Here is a 25565-nt window from a genome sequence, read left to right as displayed (position 1 = left end):
AATATTCTCGTTTAGTGAGTATCCAGAACCCTGTGTTCAGAGAACAGGCGAACGCTTTTGATCTCGGGAAAATGGCTTAAGTCCGAGTTGATGCGGGCACGGAGTTCATCCGCCCTGTCAACATGGGTGTCCAGTATCAGATCGATGCGCATTGTGCCATCAAGGTAATGTAAACGCCAGTATCGAATCGATGAAAATTGCTGTTTCCAGGGTAAAAGCAGGTTTTTTTCAATCGTGCTGCGACTGGGCAAGTGTATGGACGGACAATTTGTTTCATCATCTTCCGGATCCACGTGCACGGTTACATCCTTGACGTGATCCAGCTGGGTTATCAGGGCCTGATGCACGTGTTGGGCAATGAAGTGGCCTTCTGATACAGATATACAGGGCGATACCAGGATGTGTACGTCAACGAGAATGTCGCTGCCCATTGAGCGGCTGCGCAGCTGGTGGATTTTTTCGACACCGTCAACAGCCTGGATAATTTTTTCCAGCTGAAGCAGAACCTCGGGTTCAACGGAGGTATCCACCAGTTCCTTAACGCTGTTCCAGCCATAAGACAGACCCATCTGGATGATCATCCCACCAACAATAACGGCGGCCAGAGCATCAAGGTAGACAAAGCCGGCCAGACTGCCCAGCAGACCAAGCGTCACGACAACCGAGGAGGCTGCGTCTGAGCGATGATGCCAGGCGTTGGCGATGATCAGTTGTGATTTGATTCGTCTGCCAACGTGTTGGGTGTAGTGAAATAAGAGTTCATTAGCCAGGATTGAGATCAGGGCAATAGGCAAAGCCCACCAGCCGGGCATGTCGCTGCTTTTGCTGATGAGTTCATCAATGGCGTCCCAGGCAATCCCGAAGCCCGCCAGTATGAGCAGCATCGCCAGTAACAGCGTGGCAGCGGTTTCGATGCGCTGGTGGCCGTAAGGATGTTTTTCATCAGCATCCTGGCTGCCGTATTTGGATGCAAACAAGACCATGATGTCGGTGAACAGATCAGAAAACGAGTGTACGCCATCCGCAAGCAGCGCGTGTGAATGAAACACCCAGCCGCCTATGACTTTTATAATACCCAGCAGGGCGTTGATGCCTGCACCGATCAGTGTGATTTTTTTAGCCTGCCAGTAGCGTTCAGTCATTCATCTCTCGACATGGGATTAGTTTTTTCCGGGCTTAAGGCATGATATCAATTTTTCTCAGGCATATCCGCATCAAAAATAATTTTTTTGAAATCATGGGTCAGGATATCCATGAATACCGCATTGTTTACCGACTGGCTGAATAAATTTCCCTGGACTTCGTTGCAGCCATTTTCCTTGAGAAAACGCAGTTCCGCCAGCGTTTCAACACCTTCTGCCAGCAGCGTTAAATTCAGATTTTTCCCCAGAGATATGATGGTTTTTATGATGCTCTGTTTATCGGGATCCGAGTCGCATTGACTGATAAACGAGCGATCAATTTTCAGTTTGTTGATGGGAAACGCCTTGAGATAATTAATGCTGGAGTAACCTATGCCAAAATTATCTATCGCCATCTGGATACCCATTTTATTGAAGCGAGAAAGGGTTTCCTTGATTTGATCGATGTTTTCCATGATTGCTTTTTCTGTGAATTCCAGCTCAAGATACCTGGCATCCAGATCAAACTCTGTCAGTGATTTTTCCACCATGTCGCTGAAGATCGTACCTTTCATTTGTGCGTAGGATATATTAATGCACATGCAGATATATTGACCCTCGTTATGCCAGCGTTTGATTTGCTGGCAGGCCTCATGAAACACCCATGAGCCGAGCTGGTAGATGATCCCGTTTTTTTCAGCAAGTGGAATAAAATCTCCCGGGTAAATCACCCCTCGGCTGGGATGATGCCAGCGAACCAGAGCTTCCGCGCCGGTGACGCTGGCATCCTTTAGCGAGATAATCGGCTGGTACTCGATAAAAAATTCCTTATTAACCAGAGCATCGTATAATTCCGTTTGAGTCTTTAACTGATCGATGGATTGCTGGTAAATGATCTCATTATAAAACTGGACATTATTACGTCCCTTTTTCTTGGCAAGGTACATCGCCATATCAGCATTTTTGAGCAGCGACATGGCATTATCCCCATCTTTTGGGTACATGCTGATGCCAATACTGGCCGAAATAACCACATCCTGGGTGTTCAGCCTTACCGGCTCGGAGATTTTCTTCAGCAGCGACTGCGACAGCTGTAAAATACCCGTCTGCTCACTTTCAACAAGTAAAATAACAAATTCATCTCCGCCAAAACGTGCCACCGTGTCGCTGTCACGGATGCTTTCTTTCAAGCGTCGGGCGATCTCTTTGAGTAACAAATCGCCCGCGCTATGCCCCAGCGTATCATTAATTGTTTTGAAGTTATCCAGATCAATAAACAGCAGGGTCAGTTGCGTGTGCCGCCTCTTGGCGAAAACAATGCCCTGTTCGATACGGTCATAAAACAGTGAGCGATTGGGCAAATCGGTCAATTGATCGTGATTGGCTCGATGAGCCAGTTTGTTACGTACCGTGACATCGCGAAAGCTCCATACGTGCCCGATAATCTCACCTTCATGCCAGTGAGGTTTGGAATAACATTCAAACACCTTGCCATCGATAAAATCAAGGTCCATATAGGTTTCAATCCCGTTATTCAGGCTCACCTGTTTGATGTTCATCAGAAGATCATCCGGTTGCTTCAGCTGTGTCGCAATCAGCTGAATAACCCGGTCAGTGCGTTGACTGGCAATCTGTTGTCTTGTGATTTTCCACATGCTCAGAAATTTTTGATTGAAATATTCAATCCTTCCGGCACTGTCAATCATCATGATGCCGTCGGTAGTTGACTCCAGCGTGGACTTGGTGAAGTCGAGTGCCTTTTCCAGAGCGGCCGTGCGATCCGCTACTTTTTTTTCCAGCAGCTTGTTATCGTAATCCATGTTGCGCAATTCAAACTGTAATGTAATGGCCGATTTGAGCAGTCGCGAGGCGTAAAATGAACTGATCAACATGGCCGTAACAAATATCAGACTGCCCACTCCCAGAAACAAATATGAGGTTCCCTGAGTAAATAACCAGTATGAAAAGGGCAGAATGGCTGGCAACAGAAACAATGTATATGAACTGGGAATAGACGAATAATACGTGCTGGCACCCGCGGTTACGCCCAGCAGAATGAAGACAACGAAGGTTTGATGGAGTAATTCCGGAGTGTTCATAAAAATCAGTCCCGTGATTCCCCAGCCAATACCTGAACAAAAAGCGCCGATTAAAAACAGGGCAGTCCAGATTCTGGTTGAATCATTGGGCTTGATTTTTTGAACATACCAGGCCAGAAAACTGCGGTTCCAGACAGACGTAAACAGTATAAAGGCCATCCAGTAAATTAATTGCCAGTGAGGGAATACATTCCAGAGAGCAAAACAAAGAAAGCCGGAGGCAAAGATCTCGCCAAGCATGATAGCAGGGGTCTGTCTGCCGATAAGCCTTATCTGCTCCATGTAAACAAGTTTTGACAGATCAGCGGATTCGAACCTGCCTGTCAACGGTATGCTCTCTGTTCCCAGTGTTGTTGTCAAACCGTCTCTCCTGAATGGGCTGAAAGGCCGATTCACTCGTCGCGACGCACGGGCATCATGGTCTCCTGCATTTCAGTATAGTCGATTTTTGGATCAAGGATTGTACAGAAACAAGACATCAGCCCTGCAGGAACTGTTCAAAGTCGCCCAGCCAGCGCCGGGCTATTTTTTGGGCGGTAGCGGGACTCTTGTGCAGTAATTCCCGGGCCATTTCCGCAACAGCGGGAAGCAATGCGCTGTCGCGAGTCAGATCGGCCAGTCTGAAGCTGCGATAGCCGGTCTGGCGCGTGCCCAGCACTTCACCGGCGCCGCGTAACTGCAAATCCTTTTCTGCGATTAGAAAGCCGTCGTTGGTTGCGCGCATGATGCGCAGCCGCTCGGTGCCCACAGATGAGAGGGGAGTCTGGTACAATAACAGACAATGAGATTGCTGGTTACCGCGGCCGACGCGGCCACGAAGCTGATGCAGCTGGGACAGACCAAGACGTTCGGCATTTTCAATGATCATCAGGCTGGCATTGGGCACATCCACTCCGACTTCAATGACGGTGGTAGCAACCAGCAGATCGAGTTCGCCCTGCTTGAACGCGGCCATGGTGGCTTCTTTTTCCACCGCCTTCATGCGTCCGTGAACCAGACCAACCCGGGTCTGTGGTAATTGCTTTTGCAGGGTTTCCGCGGTTATGGTCGCTGCGGTGCATTGCATGGCTTCCGATTCTTCTATCAGAGTACAAACCCAGTAAGCCTGCTTGCCTTCCTGAATGGCTGCTTCCAGGCGTTGAATAATCGGTTCACGTTTTGCCTGGTTGATAATCGCGGTGTTGATGGGAATGCGCCCCGGAGGCAGCTCGTCAATGACGGATATATCCAGATGAGCAAACTGGGTCATGGCCAGCGTTCTGGGAATAGGAGTAGCCGTCATGAGCAGTTGATGGGGGATGCTGTTATCCTGCTGACCTTTTTGCTGTAGCAGCAAACGCTGTTCTACTCCAAAGCGGTGTTGTTCGTCGATAATAATTAATCCCAGTCTGTGAAACTCAACACCATCCTGAAACAGAGCATGCGTGCCTATCAGCAGCTGGCACTCATTGGCAGCCAGACTGGCCAGGGTTTCACGGCGTTCCCTGGCTTTCATTTTTCCACTCAGGCGACGGCAGTTAATCCCCAGGGGAGCCAGCCAGCGTTGCAGATTCAACATGTGCTGTTCGCTGAGCAAATCCGTCGGTACCATCAGTGCCGCCTGATAACCATGGGCAATGACCTGCAGAGCCGCCAGTGCGGCCACGGTTGTTTTCCCACAGCCCACATCGCCTTGCACCAGCCGCAGCATGGGTTTGTCCAGCGTTAAATCGTGGGCTATCTCGGCACAGACTTTTTCCTGTGCGCCAGTCAGCGCAAAGGGCAGCTGAGCCAGAAACTGCGACCGCAGCCTGGTCTCGATGGGTATGACCGGCGCCGTCAGACGCTGAAGATGCTGCCGGGCAAACTGCATGCTCAGGCGTTGTGCCAGCAATTCGTCAAAGACCATGCGTTGCAGAGCAGGATGACGGCCTTCTTCCAGCGCCTGGACAGATGTATCCGGCGGAGGGCTGTGTAACAGCTCAATCGCGTTGGCCAGTGGCAGAAAATTATGGGCCTGCAGTTGCTCCTCGCTCATCCATTCCAGATCTGTCATCCCTGCTTTGTAATCGGCCAGCGCAAGCCTGACCAGCTGGCGCAGGCGGCTTTGACTCAGTCCTTCCGTCAGAGGATAAATGGGCGTCAGGGTTTCTTCCATGACCTGCTCGTGTTCGTTATCCAGCAGGCGGTATTCCGGATGAATCATTTCTTTTTGGTGGGTGAACTGGCGCACTTCGCCAAACGCACGTATCCAGCTGCCTTCACTCAAGGCTTTGGCCTGCTGTTTATTAAAGTGAAAAAAACGCAGCCGAATCAGGCCGGTTTTATCCTCCACGTAGCAATACAGCATCATCCGCTTGCCATAGGTCACTTCTGTTTTGGTGATGCGTCCGCTGACGACCGCATAATCGTTCAGGCGTAAATCCTGAACCGGCGTGATGCGCGTTCGGTCCTGATAGCGATAGGGCAGATGAAACAGCAGATCAGCAATGGTTTTAATGCCACAGCGGGCCAGCCTGTCGGCTATGGCCGGACCAACTCCAGACAGGGTTTCACAGGATTGAGTGAGCACGTGATGAGTATCAAGGAAAAAAAGGAATGATAGCAGGAAAACAAGGCAGAGTAGAAGCGGTCATGGTTCGGCGGAATGTTACATCAGTATCTGCTGTAACAGAATCATCACGGCCGCCACAATAAGTACCGTCAGTGTTTTGTTGCCACCGGGCACAAGGCGATTGCTGCTGTCAGGATCCAGGCGACGTGCTTGCCACGTCATCAGGGAAGGCAGTAGCAGAAGCAGAATAACGCAGCAGATGCCCGCATAACCCAGAGCATGCAGATAGATGCCTGGGTTGAACAGGACAATTGCCAGCGGTGGCAGGAATGTTAAGGCCAGCGTCCCTTTCCCCTGCAGCCCGGTCTTTTTCAGTGTCAGACCATCAGCCAGAAAATCGAATAAGCCAATAGATACACCCAGAAAGGCTGTGATCATGCAAATCGAGGTGAAAAAGCCAAAAAAGCCGCTGATCAGCGAGCTCTGTACAGCCGTGCTCAGTGCCTGCGTCAGACCACTGGTTGCATGCTCATTATTCATCAAGGCAATCAGGCCATCACTGCCTTCGCGCTGCACCGTACCCATGATCACTGCGTCCCACAGGATATAACAGCTTAACGGTACCAGCGAGCCGAATAAAATAACCTTGCGTAAGGAGACAACGTCATCCTGAAAATAGTCACGCAGACTGGGCACAATGGAAGCAAATCCAAATGACGTGACGAGGATCATCAGGCTGCCGGTAATGGCCTTCAGCGAGCCGCCACTCAGGGTAGATAAATCAACATGAGGGCTGATAATGATCACCAGCAGTAAGTACACGCCAAGCTTACCAAACATCAGCCCCCGGTTCACGTAATCAACGGAACGAATACCACCATAAACCACCAGACTGAAAACACCGGTAAACAGCAGTGATGTTATCCATTCCGGCATGTTAATATTCACTTGACTCAGCAGACCATGAAACACATCGCTGCCACCGGAAATATAAGCAGCCAGTAAGGCATAGAGCAGCACAAGATACGCGCACCAGGCAACAATCTGGCCGGGTAATCCCAAGGTATGTCTGGCCATGGAAACCATGTTGCTGCCAGCAGGAAGACGCAGATTAACTTCGAGAATCAACAGGGCGCCGGTGGTCATGATGAGCCAGCATAACACAAGAAAAACCAGTGAATTGGAAAATCCGACCTCGGCTGTGGACACTGGCAGCGCAAGCATGCCTCCGCCAATGGAGGTACCCACAATCAGTAAAAGCCCACCAATGAATTTCGAGTTAAGCACTAATTTAAAGCTCTTTGGTTAAATATAATTCAATTATGGTATCGTATCAAGGGAATTGCTGTCAAGATACCGTGTAGAATAATTGCCATCCGGAATGAATGAGCAAACCGGTAGAGCACACAATAACAAGCCATTGGGTCAATTGTCCACCCGGCACCCGAAAATCTGTCTTATACTTTCGACGCCCGTATAAAGTCATCAAGGCAGGCAGAAGCAATAACAAAATCACACAGAATATTCCTGCGTAATTTAATGCCTGCAGATAAGCCCCGGGATAATAGATTACAATCAGCAGGGGCGGCAGAAACGTCAGCAGGAACAAAGCCAGTCCCACCCAGCCGCGTTGCTCCACCCGCAAGCCATCGGCCAGAAAGCTTATCAGGCACAGAGAAACCCCGAGAAATGCGGTTAACATGCAGATTGATGTAAAAAAATTGAAACTGGAACTAATCAGGCTGCTGTTGACGGTATCTGACAAAATCGCGGCCAGTTCACTGGTGCTGTGATCACTGCTCATCAGCCGGGTCAATTCCTCCGTGGGCAGGCTGCCAATGATAACCGCGTCCCAGGCCAGATAACATAGCAGTGGGATCAGCGAGCCGATGAGCACAACTTTTTTCAGGGTTTTCAGATCGTCATTGAAGTAATCCCGCAGATTGGGCACGATGATGGCGAAACCAAAGGACGTAATCAAAATCATGACGCTGCCTGTAATGAAGCGTGCGCTGCCGCCACTCAGACCATGGAGATTGACATGTGGCGCTATCATCAGTGTCAGCAGGCCAAAAGCTGCCAGCTTGCCAAACATCAGCACACGATTGAGCAGGTCAACCCGGCGAATACCGCCATACACAATCAGGCCAAATATCAGAGTGAACAGCGTGCTGGCCTGCCAGCCTGTCAGGGACAGGCCGCTTGTGACCACCAGACTGCCCAGCACGTCTGCGCCGCCGGAAATATAGGCCGATAACAAGGTATACAGCAGAAAAAGATAACTGCCCCAGGCCAGAACAAGGCCTGGATTCCCCAGCGTCGCTGCCGCCATGGAAACCATATGAGTGCCCCGTGGCAGATAAAGACTGGCTTCCAGAATAAACAGAGCGCCGAGGGTCATGATGCCCCAGCAAAGAATCAGCATCAGTGAAGACAACCAGAATCCTGCGGCAACATTAGCGACAGGAAGAGCAAGCATGCCTCCCCCAACAGACGTTCCTACGATGAGGAGAATACCACCTAAAAATCGTGAGTTCATGGTCAATCCGCTTATTTGGTCGCACCAGAATAAGGCATGGCGCGGGAAGCCTGAGGCGCCGGGTTATTAAACCACTGGATTTCAATGCGCCTGTTTTGAGCGCTTCCATGCACGATACTGTTATCCGAAACATCGTGTTTGTCACCATAGCCCTCAGCACTTAACCGCTGTGCCTGGATGCCGTTGGCCCACAGGAAGGTCAGCATGGTTTCCGCACGCGCCTGGGACAGTTTGTTTTTATGGTATCTGGTGCCGATATTGTCTGTAAATCCTGCCACGTATATCGTGCTGTTGGGATAGAACCGCAGTAATTTAGCAATGAGTACCAGGCCTGGGTAACAGGCTTCGTTCAGCCGGGATGAATTAAATACATAAAAGCGATCAGTGGGCACGATCAGGGTATGTGTATCGCCATAATTAACGTATTGTATGGTCGCCCGTTTCAGTTCGCGCAACACGTTGGCTCTGCTGTCCTTGTACAGTCCCCGGGCGGTAAAGGCGACGGCGCCCACTCCTGTCCCTATCAGGGGCGTACCAGCTGCCGCTCCAATCACAGTACCAACTCCTGCGCCAATGACCGCGTCTTTGGGTGCCCTGTTATAGGGCTTGAAGTTATTAAACGGAGGATGGAAACAACCCGATAAAATAAGCGATAAGAGGCTGACACCTGCCAGATGCTTCGCAAATCGTCTGCTTGTCATGTCCGCTCCTCTCGCTGATAGACTTTTTATTATCAAGGATCTACGTGTAATTCGCAATCATAACATTTCTTCGCTTTAAATCCTGGTTTGGTTTATATTCTGATGATGTCCTGAATAAAGCAGAAACAAAAATCTGATGCATAACAAAAAAGTCTCACTGGGTCTGGTGGTGGGCTCGCTGGGGGTGGTGTTTGGTGATATTGGTACCAGCCCATTGTATGCCATGCGCGAAACCCTGAGTGGCCTTTCGCTGTCCTCACTGGATATTCTCGGTGTTCTGTCGCTTATTGTCTGGTCTTTGATCATCGTGATTTCATTGAAATATCTGGTGCTGGTATTTCGTGCTGATAACGATGGGGAAGGCGGTATTCTGGCTCTGCTGGCGCTGATAAAGCAAAAAAACACGAAACGGGCTGGTTTGTTTTATCTTATTGCCATTTTTGGCGCCGGTCTGTTGCTGGGAGATGCGATGCTGACACCCGCGATATCGGTGATCAGCGCCATCGAAGGCCTGGAAATGATCTCATCGCGTTTTGAGGATATGGTTCAGGTGCTCTCGTGCATTATTCTTTTTTTGGTTTTTGCCTTTCAATCCTGGGGAACGGGGAAAATTGGTAATGCCTTTGGCCCCATTTTGTTTGTCTGGTTCATAACCATTGCCATTCTTGGCGTGGTTCAGGTTATCCAATACCCCTACGTACTGAAGGCCTTTCACCCCTATTATGCCTTTGAGTTTTTGTATGATAACGGCATGAAGGGATTTTTTCTGCTGGGTGGGGTGTTTCTGGTTGTTACCGGTGGCGAGGCGCTGTATGCGGACATGGGGGCTTTTGGTAAAGACGCTATTCGCATAAGCTGGTTCTTTGTGGCCTTTCCCTGTCTGATTCTGAATTACCTCGGACAGGGAGCTAATCTCATGCAGCATCCCGAGGCGATTGCAAACCCATTTTATGCTCTCGCACCAGACTGGTTTTTTATTCCCCTGCTGGTAATCTCAACCCTGGCCACCGTCATTGCGTCACAGGCTGTTATTTCAGCCACTTTCTCCTTGACCAAACAGGCTATTTTGTTAGGGCTCTATCCTAAAATTCCGATCATCCAGACGTCTAAGGCACATGCCGGCCAGATTTACATACCCCAGATGAACGTGCTGCTGTTGATAGGAACGCTGATGCTGGTCTATGTGTTTGAAAACTCCGCCGGCCTCGCGCATGCCTATGGTATTGCTGTGAATCTGACGATGTTGATGGTTACGATTCTGGTGTCCTATGCCTCCATCAAGGTCTGGAACTGGTCATTACCGCGCAGCATTCTGGTTTTCAGTGGGTTTATTCTGGTGGATTTGGCTTTTCTCGGCGCTAACTCACATAAGTTCCTCACCGGTGGCTGGGTTCCTACCGGTTTTGCGTTGCTGGTGGCGACGGTTATGCATACCTGGAATTCAGGCCTGCATTATTTAAAGACCAATTTTTACATGAAGCAGGAAAGTATTTTCAAGATTATCAAGCAGCTGCATTATAAGTCACTGAATCAGCTGCATGGGTTGACGGCCATTTTTATCACAGACACCTACGATCGCAGCGGCGGTAGCTTTCTGCATTTCCTCAAACTGAGCATGGCGGTTCCAGAAAATATCCTGATTGTAAATTACGTGGTTGAAAACATCCCGCACGTTCATCTGAAAAATCGATTTGAGCTGCAAACGCTGGATCACAGGATTTGTCAATTGACTCTGCATTATGGTTTTATGGACACCATCGCGATTCCGAAGGCCCTGGGTGTTTTAAATGAAAAACAGCTGCTGCCCTTTGAACTGCAGCTGGACCGAGCCACCTATCTGGTAGAAATACCCAACATCATGGCATCAAAAACCAAAAAAACACTGACCTTCTACTGGCAGGAAAAACTGTTTGTTTTCCTGATGCGTAACTATTCAGCCAATCTGAATATCGAATTCTACAAACTGCCACACAACCGCACGATAGCGATTGGCACCTATTGTATTATTTGAGCCAATTGACAAGGCATTAGTTTGGCCTCATACGTATGGCTGGTGCTTCGGGCTTAATCAGGTTGCTGACTTCTTCTAAAATCGTGCGTGGATCGGCGCCGGGGCGTGCGAATTGGGATAACACGCCATATAACTCGTGTATTTTCTCATCGCGTCTCAAGGGTTTCTTTCTGCTGCTCTGGCTATAGGCTATCGCGCCTATTTCTCCTAAGGATCGGCTGTTTAACATTTTTTCAATGTTTTTCGGGCACCTGCCTGCCGTGCCCATTTTGGCAAAATTTTCATGCAAAACACGTATAAACACGATAAGCCATCGGTATTCTTCATGCTTTGCCGGCGTATGATGTGGCGTCGCATCGTCCGGGGGAGGAGCCAGGCTGGGTACACTGGACGAGGCCGCGAATGAAGGCGATGGCGTAATCGCAGGAAGCTGTCTAATCTGCAGCAAGTGAGATTGGGCTTCCAGCAAGCCCAGACGCTGAGAGGGATCGGGCTGCAACAGGCCCTCAATCAAGCGTTGATATTCCTGCCCTTCCTTCGAGGCGAACACAGGATCATCAAAACGAATCGCATCTGGATTTACATTCAGGCCGTCAATAATTGCTTCATAAGGTTTTTGTGTCAGGTACAGATACAGATTCAACCCCATCAGATACGCGTGGTGCTTGTCGGTGTGGGACGAATCCCTTCTTCGTGCCAGCTCCGGCGGGCTGAAACCTGCCGTAATCAAAGCGCTCTGATCGCTATGCAGTTGGGCCTGACTGAAGGTTTTGCCTGGCGTGTCCAGAAACGATTTTGTGTCTGCTATCACCAGACGACCCGCCGCATTAATCAAAAAATTACCCGGTTTCATATCGACAAACAAGGCATTGTTACGCGTCACCCGGAGCAGCGCAGTCGACATTTGCGTAAACATATCGGCCGCGCTGCGCAAACGCTCCTGTGGGTTGACCTGGTGTCTGCTGTGGGCCAGCAAATCACCCTGAGCACAATATTCGGTTATTTCCATTGTCCACAATCTTCCATCCTCAGTCTGCAGGCCAGATCGGCTACTATATAAAGTTGCCAGATGATCGCTGGCCTCGGTATAGCGCAGACGATCGACACAACGTGTCGCATTGCCTAATCGAGGGGAGATTTTCAACACGCGTTGCTCCGCGGTTATGGGATCGGTCAACAATATGTTATGTGCATTGCCGCCACCGAGGTATTGCACGTTATAACCGATGCTGCCCCAATAGTCTGTTAAGGGATCGTTGTCATCCGTACTGGACGAGCTTGACGAACGCGGCATCACCAGAGGTGCTATCATCTCAGCAAGCCTGTCCAGAGGGAAGTTTTCAATCACCATTGACGCGAGCGATGGTTCCGGAGTGAGGCGGGACTGCAGCTGTGGATTTTTCAATAACACCATTTCTATCGTTTTGTTAACCTTTAAAATCAGGTTTTCAAGCGGCATTTCCTCGCTCTTACTCAAGGCCTTACTCCCGGTCAACAGCAAACCAATTTCCCGCTTCGCTTTCATGAGTTGCCAATAATTCTCCATGGAAGGCTTCGAGAGCGTGCTTCGGTTGATGCCGGCCAGAATACGGGCGATTTCAGATCCACGTCGAAACTGATGAGCCTCGGGCAATTTCCCCGCGCGTTTATTGGTGACAATATCCCATTGATTTACCGCAGGCTCGGTAAACGACAATACACCGCGCGTCTCAAACTCCTGTTGCAGACTGGGTATGAACTGATGATGAAAGGATTCAATGTACTGTTTTATCAGGGGCGGATATAAACCGGATACCACAGAAAGTTCGGTTTGAATGGAGTCGTCAACGAGCTTTTGTCTCTCGTACAGGCGTACCAGCAAATACGATGCGGCAGGCGAACCCGGAGGGAGCTGGTTGAAGCGATCGATCAATCGGTTCATGCCCTCCAGGTGATGGTTTACACGAGACAATAAATCCTCGTCGATTTCGTGCTCTAATCCTTCATTGGACACCAGATTAATCCGACTAAGCATTCCACATTCCTCCGTGTCACACATTCAGTCAATTGTCATTTTCCTGAGCTTCAAAACGTCAGGGCGTGTCAACATAAAATGTCAGCATGAACAACTTGCCTGTGCGATTTCATCGAGACAGGCTACGATGTCATCCCGCTTGTTTTGCTCAGCGATAGCACGTGCATCAAGACCGTAATCGTCCTTTTGCAGAGCCTCTTTCCCTGGAGGCAGGCAGCTCCTGAACATCATTAAACTGCCTTTCTGCGCCGCATAATGCAGGGGAAGACGTCTGTTGCTGTCACTCACCAGCAGGCAGGCCGGAATTCGTGTCAGCACGGCAACGCAGGGGGCATGATTGTTGATGATGGCCACGTGCAGCGGAGTGCGGCCAAAAAAATTCGGTTTCAGTAACAGATCGCGTGCATCTGATTGCGCCAGTTCAGCCAGCAACTCATCGAAATCATCCAGTACCATCTGGTGGGCTACCGTATTGCCACTTAAGTCCGTCACGCGTATCAAGCTGGTATCCTTGCTGCGAAGCAGGTTGAAAATGGCGGTCTTTTTTGCCTTGTCACGAACCTTGTCGCCAGGCAGAAAGGTCAGGGCCGTATGCAGAGTCGTTTGTCCCAGTTTGTTTTTCAACCGCGGATCCGCTCCGTGCTCCAGCAATAAGGCCACGGTGTTTTCGTCCCCACCCAGAGTGGCGAGGTGCAAGGGCGTCATGCCCGCAGCACTGGGATAATTGACCATGTCTTGCACGGCTGGATGGCTGCGCAAAAGGTATCTCAGGCAGCGGTCATACCCGTGCAGGGCGGCATAGTGCATCGGGCTCAGCCCATCCAGATCGGCTCGTGGTATACAGGGATCATCGGCAAGCAATGCCGCTACATCCTCGCCGCTGACCGCGTCGGCATCTTTATTCAATTGAGTGAGCAGGTTTTTCCATTCTGTCGGCACGGCATGGTTCCTATGGTCAATTTATTATTCATATGTCATATTATACTTCAGATTTGCTCTGTTGTCGCTCTTAAAGAAGTACGTCATCCTGAACGCGTTCGGGATGACGTTTTTTTCAGATGCTGGCTTCAAACTGAGCCGGGCTCGCAATATCGGTCAGGCCGTGGCCCATATCAATACACCCGGCAGTTCTTACCCAAAGGCTTTTGCGGAAGAATGGCCTGAACATTAATTCCCTTGATGGTCGGGCTTGAGCGAATCTGCTCAAGGTATTCGATCAAAGGAATATCAATCACCTTGTCAAGCTGAGACGAAGCCTGCCGGAAAATCAGCGTTTCACCTTTCCAGAACGCAAAACCCAGATGAGAAACATTCAGCCGCGTCCCAATTTTCTTTTCCAGATCCCAGTTTGGCCTGACGATTTCAACAATAGATGCGTCAGGAATCTGAGCAATCAAACGTGTGTCAGGATGACCGTTTTTATCAAACAGCGCCGTGAAGGGAATATAAGGAATGCGCGCTTCCGTTTTAGGCAGTTGACTGCCTTCAGCCTGCAGTTTTTCAAGGGCGGCTGTTCGCTCGGCTTCGCTGGCGCCTGGCAGTTTGATGTGGCTGAGGGTCAAATGCTGATACCAGGACGGTTTGTTGATCAGAGCCGTTGCCATCAGCGCAACCGGCTGATTGTCTTTATTACGGAATGTCTGCGTTATATCCTTAATATATCCCTGTTGCTGATTATGGCCGTCCCAGTCCAGTGACATAAAATGATTGCGAGTGAGAAAATCAACCTTGCCCTGATGGTAGCGAATGTTCTTGATACACTGTTGAAATGAGGCTCTGTTTTGCCCAAAAGCCAGCGCCAGCACGGTGTCTACAAATGTTTCGCAGTCAAAACCATCCGTTCGGTACAGAGGAGAACGATCAAAGCGTCCTTCCGGCCCTTCACCCAAAGCCCCGAGTACATACGGTACACCGAGAAAGCCTGCACTGATTTCATCCAGTCGCTCCGCCATAGTGGTCGAGTTGTTGCCAAGGCTGTGATATAGTTTGTCGATCGCTTTATCGGCTGCTTCGGGCGATTGCGGCTGGGCATATGAATGAGAGCCTGTCAGCAGAAAACCTGTCAGGGCGGCCATGCGTATGAACCGATAATGTCGGGAAAACGAGTTCATGATGCTCCTTGAATGGGGTTGATGTGCGAATTCTAACCTGCGAAGGCTCAGAGGTACAGGAATGCTTAATATTATTTGGTTGTCGATGATATTTCTGTCTGTGATTGTCGGCGCCGTTCAGGGACGTATTGATCAGGTGGCACATGCCGTCACCGAGTCGGCCAGACTTGGCTTTGAAATTGCTCTGGGTCTGACTGGTATCATGGCCTTGTGGATGGGTATTATGGCCATTGCAACAGAGTCTGGCCTGGTCAACCTGTTCGCGCGTGCTCTGAAACCCATCATGAAACCACTGTTTCCAGACGTTCCTACCGAGCATCCTGCCATGGGTGCCATGGTGCTGAATATTGCCGCTAACATGCTTGGGATCAGCAATGCGGCTACGCCTTTTGGTCTGCAGGCCATGAAGGAACTGGAAAAACTGAATGAACATGCAGGCCAGGCCAGCAATGCCATGTGCACGTTTCTGGCCATCAACACCTCCAGCGTACAATTGATACCCATGACCGCCATTGCCTACCTGGCCGCTAACGGCAGCCTGAATCCAGGCAGTGTAATCGTGACCTCGCTTGTTGCAACCCTCTGTTCAACCGCAGTGGCTATTATTGCGGTAAGGCAGCTGGCCAGACTTCCCGCGTATCGCATCAAGAGGCTTGAACAATATGATTGATTTTGCCAATCATCTTTCCAACTGGCTGCTGCTGATGTTTGTGGCCGGCATCCCATTGTACGCGCTGATAAAAAAAGTCAGTGTGTTTGATGTGTTTGTGACCGGTGCCAGACAAGGCTTTGAAACCAGTGTCAACATCATCCCTTATCTGGTTGCCATGATGGTGGCCGTTGGCATGTTGCGTGCCTCTGGTTTTTTTGACCTGCTCAGCGCGCTGCTGGCGCCATTGCTCAGCGCCATTGGCATGCCGTCTGAGCTGTTACCGCTGGCCTTGATTCGCCCTTTCTCCGGTAGCGCGTCAATCGGGATTATGGCCGATCTGATTCACGAACACGGCGGCAATTCGTTCATTGCAAAAACTGCTGCCACCATGATGGGCAGCACGGAAACCACGTTTTATGTGGTGGCGGTGTATTTCGGTGCTGTTGGCATCAAACGCACCCGCCATGCCATACCAGCTGGTTTGCTGGCAGACTTTGCCGGTGTGGTAGCCAGTGTTCTGGTCTGCCGGTATTTCTTTACCTGAGGGCTGTGACCCCGGCAAGCCTTAAAATACAGGGCAGCAGCTGACGGCCAGATCCATAATATTGTCTAAATACTCGTCTGAGTTCTCTATCATGAGCTGTCTGTCATATTCTTTCCGCGCGATGGGATCTTTAAGTATCAGGTATGCCTGTTGCAGTTTATCGAATGCCTGGCCAGCAGAAGGATGAGGATTATGATCGGGGTGCACTTTTTTTACCAGCGATAAATACGACTTTCTTATCTCAACAGGGTTAGCTGTACACTCTACCTGGAGTATTTCGTAATGTGTTTTTGAAGGTTCTGGCATTTTAAACTCGGATTGTCTGGCTGATTCTGTCTGAATATCAGGGGCATTGTACATTCTACACAGTGCGGGTCAATATCCCGCCAGCTCGCCAGACTTCATTTTGTAGCCCATATAACGCTATCGCTGATATGGGCTATGGGTCAGGATCTGACTGTCAAGGCGACTTACAGAAGGGCCGGCCTTTTATCGTCTTCAACAGGGACAGGGACGCTCATATCGGGGATTGAACGAGCCGCGGAGAAAAACATTGGATAGCTGCTGCTTGATGAACAGGAGCTGTCCGCGGTGGATTGAAGCTGGCTCACATAGCGCTGATAGCTTGCCTTGCAGTCGGGGCTTGAGAAGTCAATGGCTCGCCACGTTGGTTTCGTGCCTTGCAGCAGCAGAGAAAACATGGACGCCGGCAGTTCTACCGCCTGCAGGGCCTGGAATTTATTCAAACCGCGTTCACTGGCTGCCTGTACCAGCACATCATGCCGATTATGTTTCACCACATCCAGCACGAAGGGAAAGAGACGGGTGAACAGCTCTTCGGTACTTAAGGGTGTTGCAAAATGACTGCCGCCCTGAGCTGCTGTGTGATGAATCAATCCCGTGATATTGAATAAAAACAGAAAGTCGTCCGACTCCATATTGTTAATCATAAAGTCCGTTAATTCGGCGGTGATTTTCTGATGCTTTCCGCTGAGCCATTCGGATATAAACTGCTCACGAACCTGAATCGGATCGACCAGCACACGTTCGCCATCCTTTAATTCTTTGACAAAAATCAGGGGGCAGTACCAAATCAACATGACCAGGTAGTTTTTCTGCTCATCCAGCAGGCTGGACCAGGGCGTTCTGCGCGTTGCTTCATCAATCAGAAACGAAAAATCTGACAGGGGTAACTGTGCCGCTTTTGCTTTTTGAAACAGATACGCATTATACACTTCCACGTTATTCCCACGATAATCAGGATTGCTTTGGTTTAACTGCTGCAGTTTATCCAGATGCTGATTAATGATGGTTAACAGACCAACATAGCCCGCTTCAGACAGCTTTTGTGGGTTGTAGCCCAGACCGTCAAACACATCCACCCAATTGGCAAACTCCTTAAAAAAGGCCTGCAGTTCAGGGTGTGATTTCATCCAATGGTACAGATACAGATCACCGCTGGCGGCAGAAACAGTCTCTAATGGCGCCAGTCTGAATATGGCTATAAACGCTTTCATTTTTCCGAGATCATGCAGGAGAAAGGTTTTGATCAACAGTTCGTCTGCATGTTCTTTGCCATATTTGCTGCGTGCCTCGTCACGGATTTTACTCAGTGCAGTCAGGTTTTGAGACAGGCCTGCTGTGTCAGCAATCGCCGGGAATACAAAGCCGTCTTCGGCGGCATTATTGGACTGGAACAGTGCGGCTTTCATATCGTCAACACTGTCTTTTTGCAGCACAATGGCCAATTGGTACAACGATTGACGAATCGCATAAAACTCATCACGGCCGGTGATACTCAATGCGCTTCGTGCCTCAGCAGACAGATCCTGATGGCCATAATACGACAGGTACGCTGTATTTTCCAGGGACAGGCGATGTACCCAGGTGGTGAATTCAGACATGGTTTTTACTCCTTTATTATTGTTATTGGTGAATGAATTCGGACATAGTTCAGCGTGGCTTATGTTTTGGCCGTTGATTTGTATGGTGAGCTGATACTGGTCATCAAATAATTTTTCCAGTTCTGTCTGCAAACGGTCGGTATCTGGCGTGGTCATCAACCATCCATCTCCTGCATTTTGTGGCGCAGGGTTTATCATGTAACCGCGATTAACCATGGCGATAAATGCATCAGGATTAAGAATATTGAGAACCTGGTTTCGCAGCGTAGCAATACAGGCCGCATCAGAGCCGAAGCTATGGCTGATGTCGGTGTCAATGATGCGAATATCGAGATTCGAGCGCTTGCTCATGCCCGTGTTCAGTACCTGTAGAATCTGATGCCATGGCCAGCGATACGAGCTGAATGTTGACGATCCGGACACGTATCTACCGGTTCGCTCGCCGCGCGCCTTCACCCGATCTACGGCTTGATCCGGTTTTGCGGTGTTGATAAATACGGTGCTGATGGCTGAGGGGGGAATACGCAGCGAAACCGGATTCATGGCTTCCTGAATACCGTGAACGCCTCGGCCACTGGCAGCCATGGTCTCGGTCAGATCCCAAATCAGGTTTTTAATAAACCAGGCTTCAGCCAGAGAGAGGGGGCCACGTTGTTTGCTGTAGTGTTGCAAATCAAGGCAGGCGACCAGTATATCGTTCCATTCATCGGAACTGATAAAGGCAGCCGGTCTCCCCTTCAGCAGGATTTTTGCCAACCCTTCGCTGACTGATTTACCGCTGGCTACCGGGCCGGTGACGCCAAAAAAATATTGTTGATCGAGAGCACAGCTTTCCAGGGCCTTCAGTTTGCCATCGGCCAGATCATGATCAATCAAACGTGCCACTTCCTGACTGATAGCTGAGGATGTGCTCTGATGCCAGCACTGGCAGGCGGCAATTGCAACCGCAATGCTCTGATCCGACTCCGTCAAATGGTAAATTGCCTTGTGTCGATCGCTTAATACGTTTTTGCTGAGTTTTTCATATAAAGCATGCATCTCCCCCCAGGCCACAAGCTCAGCCGGAGACAGGCTGTTGTCGAGTGGTAAATCCCGGTCTAGAGGATGTTGTGTCGCAATCTGCCAGTATTGGGCATGCGTGTTTTCATACTGTGCGTTGTATTGCCCGCAGGAATCAGCAAACGCCTTCTGATATTGCTCCATGAGCCGATCGCTGAATGTTTTTAGCTCATCTTTATCCTGTATTTGTGTTTTGATGGTGAGTTGTGCCAGCACATGATGCAACACGATTCGCTCGCGTTTTAGCGTGAGCAAGGCCAGGTTCTCTTCGTTCATACCCGCTTTGTTGGCGTAGGCATGAATACGGGCTGAACTCACTATATTGGTTTTTTCTGAAAACAGGGTGTTTTGTACGCGTGCATCTTCGCGATTTTTGATCCACGTCAATGAGCGCTCTAAAGTAGACAGCCCGCCGATATCCCAGGGACTCTGGATGTCATCATCTTTGGCAATATCTGTCATGCAGCTCAATGCAAGAATAAAACGCATGGATGTGATGCGAACGGTCAGTTGCTTACCGCGATGTTCAAGCTGATAGCTTTCGCGTTTTTTTGTTTTGTGCGGTGTTTCTTTAACAGCGCTGACCAGATCGCTCACCTTGAAGCATTCCGTCCATTTTCCGTAGCGGCTGGATGACGGTGCCTGGCAGGAATGGATGATCTGTTCAGGCTGGCGATCACCAAGATGCAGATGAAAATATGACGTCTGGTAAAACGGATTTTCTTCTTCAAATCCAGCGGTTTTTCTGTCGATGGGATGTATAGACTTCAGGTGTTCGGGGTTGACGTTGATACCCATACCCGTTACGCGCCGATAGACTGCCGCAAGCAGGATTGTCTGCACGGAGTCGCCACGGCTGATGTGTTGGAACAAATCCCATAAATCCTTGTTTTGCAGAAGGGATTCTTCCCTGGAGTCCACTCTGGTTCCGTGCGCCGTCCATTCTGTTTCATTGACGTCCGACGAACGATACAGGCCCGGATTTTCCATCAGTAAAACGTACAGTTCCCCCCGATGGTTAAAGGTAATAATTGGCACGGCAGTAAGATACTGTCCTGCTATTTTTAACTGGCTGGACAGGCTGTCGCGGTGCATTTTAAAGAAATTGAAAAAAGGTGTGTCGCGCTCAAAGCATTCCTGCCCCAACGCCCAGTCATCCGGTGTCATGCGATGTCGTTGTTTTAGTAAGGAAAATAAATACGACTGTTCGTTATCCGGGTTATTTTTGGATAAATAGCCCGATATCAATATGTCCGACTCACGGCCGATAGTTTCAGGTATCTGATCGCCATAAGCGGTTTGGTTTCCGGCCTGTAATTCGATTGCCTGTCTTAAAACATGCTGATTGAAATCGGGGGTTTCCTGTAAGGCTCCCTGTCTGAAGATCATGATGGCCTGCATCAGGTTGTCTCTTAATTCCAGGAGTGATTGTCTAGAGGAGGCGTCTGAGCTTTCCTGTGCTTTTTTTAGCGATTGACTTATATAACGCTTGTTATAGACGTAGTTTTTTTTAGCATCCTCCGGAAGTTTTTCAAAAAAACAGGCGCCTGCCTGCTGGATTGTCTGATGCACAGAAGGATGTCGAAACGTTACTTCCAGTTTGGGTAATGCGTTATCAGGGTATAACGTATCCAGCAGCGGGCACTGAAAATGTGAGCTTCTTTTTCTGATTGTAAGCAAGGGCAGACCGGCCTGCGTTTTCTTTGCTTCGAATACATGCGTTTTGACATAGCGGTCATTCAAAAATGCTGCAAACAGCAGAAAATCGTCAAAATTATCCGAGACGATGGCGCATTCCAAATCAGACTCGGTATACGACATGCCAAAGCTGCGGGAGCCGGTCATGGCAAGCACCGATAAATCCATAGTTTGACCACGCTCGGTAAGCCAGCCTTCAAACAATAACCGCAACTGCTCAAACCAGTGACAAATGATCGCGTTATCCTGTTGAAATGCTGCGATATCGTATCCATCGGAGGCCAGTTCAAAGGACGCATTGTCTTTCAGAAAGTCTGATAAATCAGAGGGTTGAATGTAATCAATAATGGGTGCTTTCATAGCCGTATCCATACCTTGAAGTCTGTTTAAAGTCGCTGACTATAAACAAAGTGCTGCCCCGTTATTACCGTAGTTTCTACGGGTGTTTAGGTTGATTTCATTGCGTACAATTGGACTATATGGCGATAGATTTTTGCGTATCATTCCACTACATTTGCACTGGCAAGAATGCAGGAAACGGAGAGTTGTCGGATATCGTCGAACGCTTCAGGCCTCTGCAAAATCATGCTGCCGCCGGTCGATATGTGATCTGGTACTATTTCCATTTAGTTTTGACAGGTAGAAATATTGCAGGCGATGCCAATACATGTCGTCCCCGAGCAGGCGGGGAACCATCCATGATTTGCGCACAATGCTACGCTGGAGAATAAATCCCCGCTCTTCCAATTAGCCTCCGCCTGTGGGGTGATGATTACATGTCAAAACTAAATGGAAACGGTACTATTGCCTTGTCCACCCTATCCTGGGATTCAATATTGATAGAGCACAAATATTATAAGGTTAAATCGCCGTGAGGTTCAGGCTTAGTCTGAGCAGGTTGTTTTTGAGGGGGAGAAGACTCTCCCGCCACACCACATCACACGGGGGTGAGTGGCGTCACAGGAATTGACACATTAATACATATACCCTGAACTTGAACTGGCTTCTGCCGCAGGGGAAAAATCCAGCCGTATACGTTTTGATTCATTAATATTTTGAAACATCTTCGCTTGCCCATTGCTATCAGTGCCTGCCAACATCTGCGCTTTATATGTCAGCAAATACTCATCTGAACCGGGTGTGGACATTGACATTAATTGATCCCCAAATGTCAATCCAACACGCCCGCCTCGTCCGAAATATTTTTCTATCACTTCCTGTTCAAAACGGGCTAGCTGCGCCTTGATAGTATGTTCTGTATCAGGCTGACTGGGTCTCATGGCAGGAGTCTGAGCAAAAAAGGCTGGAGAACTTGAAGGAGCGCCTATAGGCGTTGTGGGAGAGGCTTGTTTTTCAGCCGACAATACGATTTTGGTGCCGTCTATTACCAGCCAGCTTTTATCCCTTGGCAGTGACATCGTTTGCCCCCAGATCACCAGCTGCCTGCCCGGATGTTCCGGATCGGAAATAAGTACGGAAACCTTACCTGTTAACTGCTCCACATCCCCAATTTGATCACTTCTATCAGCCTGACTCATAAACCCTCGTATACCGGGATGCGGCTTAACAGCCCAGAATGGCGCAAGATGCTGATGAGCGCGGAAATAACTTAAATCGTGCATAAATATCCTCTCTTATTATTATTTTTTTTCTCCGCCAGTATACTTCGCCTGTTTTTTTTAACTTCCGTATTTTATACGGTGTTACAACGGTATTAGGCTTTGTTGCGCTCGGCCCGTTTGTCAGGCTCGATGCGGCGGCTTATTGGCGCTGGCCAGACGGCCTTGCTCATAAAGATGCAGTTGTGCCAGTAAGGTCTGAGTATTGGCCTTAAAACTGGCCAATTCGCGGCCGTAGAGAGGATCTCCGCGTGGCAGGTCGATGGTCGCTGGATTTTTGGGTGAACCGTTAATATGGAACTCATAATGACAATGAGGGCCCGATGCCAGACCAGTCTGGCCGACGTAGCCAATAATCTGGCCGCGTTTGACGTAATCGCCCTTGCTTAGGCCTTTTTGAAACTTAAGCATGTGTCCGTAAATGGTGCTGTATTTTTTGTTATGCGCGATTTTTATCATGTTGCCATAGGCGTTCTGGCGGCCAATAATCTCAATACGGCCATCACCGGTAGCCTGGATGGGGGTGCCGATACGCGCGGCGAGATCAATACCCTTATGCATGCGGCGATAATGAAGAATGGGATGATAGCGTGACAGGCTGAACGTAGAGCTGATATGACTGAAACGCAGGGGATAACGGATAAATGCCTTTTTCAGACTGTTCCCTTGAGGGCTGTAGTAATCCGTTCGACCCGAGCGGTCGGTATGCCGTACGGCCTGGAAGGTTTTACCATGACTGGTATAGGAAACCGCTAGAATATCACCCGTGTTGACCAGCTTGTCTTCTATATAGAACGCCTTATAAACAATACTGAAATGGTCACCCTGTCGCACGCCCTTCGAAAAATCGATGTCCCAGGTAAAAATCTCGGTCATTTGGCGAATAAGCTTGTAGGGTATGTTCTGACGCTTGGCGGTGGTGTAGAGAGAGCCTTTCACGGTAGCAGTTAAAAAATGATTATAACTGTTCATTTTTCTCGTATTAATCTTGCTGCGATAACGATTGCCTTCCCGGTAAAACACAATGTATTGCGTCGTGGTGTACGGCATAATCATTTTTTCTAACGATTTGTTTTTTATCAGCAGCTGTATTTCCTGATTAGGCTTCAGGCGCGACAGGGTGCTGTTATGAGGATTGTCTTTCATGACGGCACTTAAAGCCTGAGGACCCAGGCCAACCCGGTTAAATACGCTGGCCAGAGAGTCCTTGCTCCGGGTTTTGATTATTTTCCAGTCGCTTTCCGGTTTGGTTTCAGCGGCCTTGACCGGCTTTTCAGCCGTTTTGGCAACAGGTTCTGCGGGTTTGGCTACAGGTTTGACGGGTTCCACCCTGGTTTCTTCAGCGGGACTTTCTTCATCGCCGTCGTCTCCGTTTTCATCCTCTGGCGGTAATAATGAATTGCTTTCATCGGCATCCTGGGTGTCCTGCGAATCCTGCAGGGACTGAGGAATGCTGGTTACATACGATATTTGCTTGTGCGGGAATGTCTTGACAAGTAAAAACGGCAACGCAAACGCGACCACAAGCGCAATTAAGGCCAGCAGTTTTGATGGTTTTCTCGAATTACCTAATGAGACATTGGTTGGTAGATCCATGTTTCGCCTTTTACAACGGAGCATTCCTGACAGAACTGTTAGATAAATTCTCTAGCGAGAACAGAATAACCGAGCTAAGATACTCGCTGTCAGAAGTCAGGTCAATCATTAAAACAGGTTTTATACGTTATGATACATCAAGAGTCCATAAGTGCTGAATTAAAACGGGGTTGTGAAGAAGTTCTTCCCGAACAAGAGTTTGAGAAAAAATTAACCAAAGACAGGCCATTGATTATCAAGGCGGGTTTTGATCCAACCGCCCCTGATCTCCATTTAGGCCATACGGTTTTGATCAACAAAATGCGCCAGTTCCAGATTCAGGGGCACCAGGTTGTTTTCCTGATCGGTGACTTTACGGCGATGATAGGTGATCCCACAGGTAAGAATGTGACCCGCATGCCACTCTCGAAAGAAGAGGTCCTGGCGAACGCGCAAACCTATCAAAGCCAGGTTTTCAAAATACTGGATCCCGAAAAAACAATCGTCCGCTTCAATTCTGACTGGCTGGGGAAACTGGACGCCGCCGATTTGATTCGCCTCGCTGCCACGCATACAGTTGCCAGAATGCTCGAACGAGATGACTTCAGTAAGCGTTACAGCAGTGGTCAACCGATTGCCATTCACGAATTTCTATATCCTTTGATCGTGGGTTACGATTCCGTGCAGCTGAAAGCGGATATTGAGCTCGGCGGAGCAGACCAGAAATTCAACCTGCTGATGGGCCGTGAATTACAGAAGCATTACGGCCACGAACCGCAGGTCGTTATGATGACGCCATTAATAGAAGGCCTGGACGGGGTTCGAAAAATGTCTAAGTCTCTAAACAACTATATTGGTATCAGTGAAAGTGCCGACAGCATGTTCGGTAAGATTATGTCGATTAGCGATGAGTTGATGTGGCGCTACTATGACTTACTCAGCTTCAAATCGCTGGCTCACATTGCTCAGCTAAGAAAATCTGTAGAGCAGGGAGCCAATCCACGCGACATCAAAATCGAGCTGGCGAAGGAAATTATTGAACGCTTCCATAATAAGGTACAGGCAGACGATGCCCACCAGGCATTTATAGAACGATTCCAAAAAGGCGAAATTCCAACTGACCTCGTTGAACAGAACATTATATGTTCCGCAGAGCAGACAATAGCCCAGCTGTTAAAGCAACTGGACCTCACCAAAAGCACATCAGAGTCCAATCGCATGATTACGCAGGGTGCCGTTAAAGTGAATGGTGAGCGAATTGCGGATGCCGCCATGGTATTGAATGCTGATGAAAGTCTTGTAATCCAGGTAGGAAAAAGACGAATTGTTAAAGTACGAATACAACGCGATTGATAAATAAACACAGCCGCCATTTCATGTGAATT

Annotated in this window: 17 protein-coding genes; 4 read left to right on the top strand and 13 right to left on the bottom strand. The window is 49.1% G+C overall.

Going from position 1 to position 25565, the window contains the following annotated elements:
- Positions 1-11 precede the first annotated feature (11 nt).
- The 6 genes from ACQUTA_RS08850 to cmpA all read right to left on the bottom strand — a co-directional run bounded on the left by ACQUTA_RS08850 (position 12) and on the right by cmpA (position 8993).
- The gene (locus ACQUTA_RS08850) at positions 12-1142 is read right to left on the bottom strand and encodes a cation diffusion facilitator family transporter (protein WP_444987879.1); all 1131 of its coding nucleotides are present in this window, start codon (positions 1140-1142) and stop codon (positions 12-14) included.
- Positions 1143-1189: 47 nt separating this feature from the next.
- Positions 1190-3580: a putative bifunctional diguanylate cyclase/phosphodiesterase gene (locus ACQUTA_RS08845; protein WP_444987878.1), complete on the bottom strand. Its 2391-nt coding sequence runs from the start codon at positions 3578-3580 to the stop codon at positions 1190-1192.
- Between the two features lie 118 nt (positions 3581-3698).
- Positions 3699-5771 carry an ATP-dependent DNA helicase RecG gene (gene recG / locus ACQUTA_RS08840; RefSeq protein WP_444987877.1) on the bottom strand — a complete coding sequence of 691 codons (2073 nt, stop codon included), beginning with the start codon at positions 5769-5771 and terminating at the stop codon, positions 3699-3701.
- 78 nt (positions 5772-5849) lie between these two features.
- Positions 5850-7040 carry an amino acid permease gene (locus ACQUTA_RS08835; protein WP_444987876.1) on the bottom strand — a complete coding sequence of 397 codons (1191 nt, stop codon included), beginning with the start codon at positions 7038-7040 and terminating at the stop codon, positions 5850-5852.
- A 61-nt stretch (positions 7041-7101) separates the two neighbouring features.
- The gene (locus ACQUTA_RS08830; protein WP_444987875.1) at positions 7102-8292 is read right to left on the bottom strand and encodes an amino acid permease; all 1191 of its coding nucleotides are present in this window, start codon (positions 8290-8292) and stop codon (positions 7102-7104) included.
- 11 nt (positions 8293-8303) lie between these two features.
- Positions 8304-8993: a C-OmpA-like family protein CmpA gene (gene cmpA, locus ACQUTA_RS08825; RefSeq protein WP_444987874.1), complete on the bottom strand. Its 690-nt coding sequence runs from the start codon at positions 8991-8993 to the stop codon at positions 8304-8306.
- 136 nt (positions 8994-9129) lie between these two features.
- On the opposite strand from cmpA, the gene ACQUTA_RS08820 reads away from it, so the two are divergent.
- The gene (locus ACQUTA_RS08820) at positions 9130-11004 is read left to right on the top strand and encodes a potassium transporter Kup (RefSeq protein ID WP_444987873.1); all 1875 of its coding nucleotides are present in this window, start codon (positions 9130-9132) and stop codon (positions 11002-11004) included.
- Between the two features lie 16 nt (positions 11005-11020).
- Here the strand turns inward: ACQUTA_RS08820 and ACQUTA_RS08815 are convergent, their stop codons facing one another.
- The 3 genes from ACQUTA_RS08815 to ACQUTA_RS08805 all read right to left on the bottom strand — a co-directional run bounded on the left by ACQUTA_RS08815 (position 11021) and on the right by ACQUTA_RS08805 (position 15129).
- Positions 11021-13018 (bottom strand): protein kinase domain-containing protein, encoded by a 1998-nt coding sequence (locus ACQUTA_RS08815; RefSeq protein WP_444987872.1) that lies wholly within the window; start codon positions 13016-13018, stop codon positions 11021-11023.
- 81 nt (positions 13019-13099) lie between these two features.
- Positions 13100-13957 carry an ankyrin repeat domain-containing protein gene (locus ACQUTA_RS08810; protein ID WP_444987871.1) on the bottom strand — a complete coding sequence of 286 codons (858 nt, stop codon included), beginning with the start codon at positions 13955-13957 and terminating at the stop codon, positions 13100-13102.
- A gap of 173 nt (positions 13958-14130) precedes the next feature.
- Positions 14131-15129: an N-acetylmuramoyl-L-alanine amidase-like domain-containing protein gene (locus ACQUTA_RS08805; protein WP_444987870.1), complete on the bottom strand. Its 999-nt coding sequence runs from the start codon at positions 15127-15129 to the stop codon at positions 14131-14133.
- A 61-nt stretch (positions 15130-15190) separates the two neighbouring features.
- Here ACQUTA_RS08805 and ACQUTA_RS08800 point away from each other — a divergent pair, with 61 nt between their 5' ends.
- Positions 15191-15799, top strand: a complete 609-nt coding sequence (locus tag ACQUTA_RS08800; protein ID WP_444987869.1) for a nucleoside recognition domain-containing protein — start codon at positions 15191-15193, stop codon at positions 15797-15799.
- Positions 15792-16325 (top strand): spore maturation protein, encoded by a 534-nt coding sequence (locus ACQUTA_RS08795; RefSeq protein ID WP_444987868.1) that lies wholly within the window; start codon positions 15792-15794, stop codon positions 16323-16325. The genes ACQUTA_RS08800 and ACQUTA_RS08795 overlap by 8 nt, the downstream gene beginning before the upstream one ends.
- Positions 16326-16346: 21 nt before the next feature.
- Here the strand turns inward: ACQUTA_RS08795 and ACQUTA_RS08790 are convergent, their stop codons facing one another.
- From ACQUTA_RS08790 to ACQUTA_RS08775, 4 genes are all read right to left on the bottom strand, one after another.
- Positions 16347-16685 carry a J domain-containing protein gene (locus ACQUTA_RS08790; protein ID WP_444987867.1) on the bottom strand — a complete coding sequence of 113 codons (339 nt, stop codon included), beginning with the start codon at positions 16683-16685 and terminating at the stop codon, positions 16347-16349.
- A gap of 110 nt (positions 16686-16795) precedes the next feature.
- A complete protein-coding gene (locus ACQUTA_RS08785; protein WP_444987866.1) occupies positions 16796-21346 on the bottom strand; it encodes a P-loop nucleotide/nucleoside kinase family protein in 4551 nt (1516 codons plus the stop codon).
- Between the two features lie 614 nt (positions 21347-21960).
- Entirely contained in the window at positions 21961-22608 is a 648-nt protein-coding gene (locus ACQUTA_RS08780; protein WP_444987865.1) for a hypothetical protein, read from the bottom strand.
- A gap of 120 nt (positions 22609-22728) precedes the next feature.
- Positions 22729-24201 (bottom strand): peptidoglycan DD-metalloendopeptidase family protein, encoded by a 1473-nt coding sequence (locus tag ACQUTA_RS08775; RefSeq protein WP_444987864.1) that lies wholly within the window; start codon positions 24199-24201, stop codon positions 22729-22731.
- Between the two features lie 129 nt (positions 24202-24330).
- Here ACQUTA_RS08775 and tyrS point away from each other — a divergent pair, with 129 nt between their 5' ends.
- Positions 24331-25533 (top strand): tyrosine--tRNA ligase, encoded by a 1203-nt coding sequence (gene tyrS / locus ACQUTA_RS08770; RefSeq protein ID WP_444987863.1) that lies wholly within the window; start codon positions 24331-24333, stop codon positions 25531-25533.
- The last annotated feature ends 32 nt before the right edge of the window (positions 25534-25565 follow it).

The organism is Legionella navarrensis, assembly GCF_052527415.1.
The sequence above is the reverse complement of the archived record's forward strand: the minus strand, read 5'-3'. Positions and strand labels throughout refer to the sequence as shown.

What these genes read in the sequence shown, in the direction of transcription:
- ACQUTA_RS08780 (WP_444987865.1), bottom strand. Translation starts at nt 22,608, where the DNA reads ATGCACGATTTAAGTTATTTCCGCGCTCATCAGCATCTTGCGCCATTC.
- ACQUTA_RS08790 (WP_444987867.1), bottom strand. Translation starts at nt 16,685, where the DNA reads ATGTACAATGCCCCTGATATTCAGACAGAATCAGCCAGACAATCCGAG.
- ACQUTA_RS08830 (WP_444987875.1), bottom strand. Translation starts at nt 8,292, where the DNA reads ATGAACTCACGATTTTTAGGTGGTATTCTCCTCATCGTAGGAACGTCT.
- tyrS (WP_444987863.1), top strand. Translation starts at nt 24,331, where the DNA reads ATGATACATCAAGAGTCCATAAGTGCTGAATTAAAACGGGGTTGTGAA.
- ACQUTA_RS08850 (WP_444987879.1), bottom strand. Translation starts at nt 1,142, where the DNA reads ATGACTGAACGCTACTGGCAGGCTAAAAAAATCACACTGATCGGTGCA.
- cmpA (WP_444987874.1), bottom strand. Translation starts at nt 8,993, where the DNA reads ATGACAAGCAGACGATTTGCGAAGCATCTGGCAGGTGTCAGCCTCTTA.
- ACQUTA_RS08805 (WP_444987870.1), bottom strand. Translation starts at nt 15,129, where the DNA reads ATGAACTCGTTTTCCCGACATTATCGGTTCATACGCATGGCCGCCCTG.
- ACQUTA_RS08800 (WP_444987869.1), top strand. Translation starts at nt 15,191, where the DNA reads ATGCTTAATATTATTTGGTTGTCGATGATATTTCTGTCTGTGATTGTC.
- ACQUTA_RS08820 (WP_444987873.1), top strand. Translation starts at nt 9,130, where the DNA reads ATGCATAACAAAAAAGTCTCACTGGGTCTGGTGGTGGGCTCGCTGGGG.
- ACQUTA_RS08785 (WP_444987866.1), bottom strand. Translation starts at nt 21,346, where the DNA reads ATGAAAGCACCCATTATTGATTACATTCAACCCTCTGATTTATCAGAC.
- ACQUTA_RS08795 (WP_444987868.1), top strand. Translation starts at nt 15,792, where the DNA reads ATGATTGATTTTGCCAATCATCTTTCCAACTGGCTGCTGCTGATGTTT.
- ACQUTA_RS08775 (WP_444987864.1), bottom strand. Translation starts at nt 24,201, where the DNA reads ATGGATCTACCAACCAATGTCTCATTAGGTAATTCGAGAAAACCATCA.
- ACQUTA_RS08815 (WP_444987872.1), bottom strand. Translation starts at nt 13,018, where the DNA reads ATGCTTAGTCGGATTAATCTGGTGTCCAATGAAGGATTAGAGCACGAA.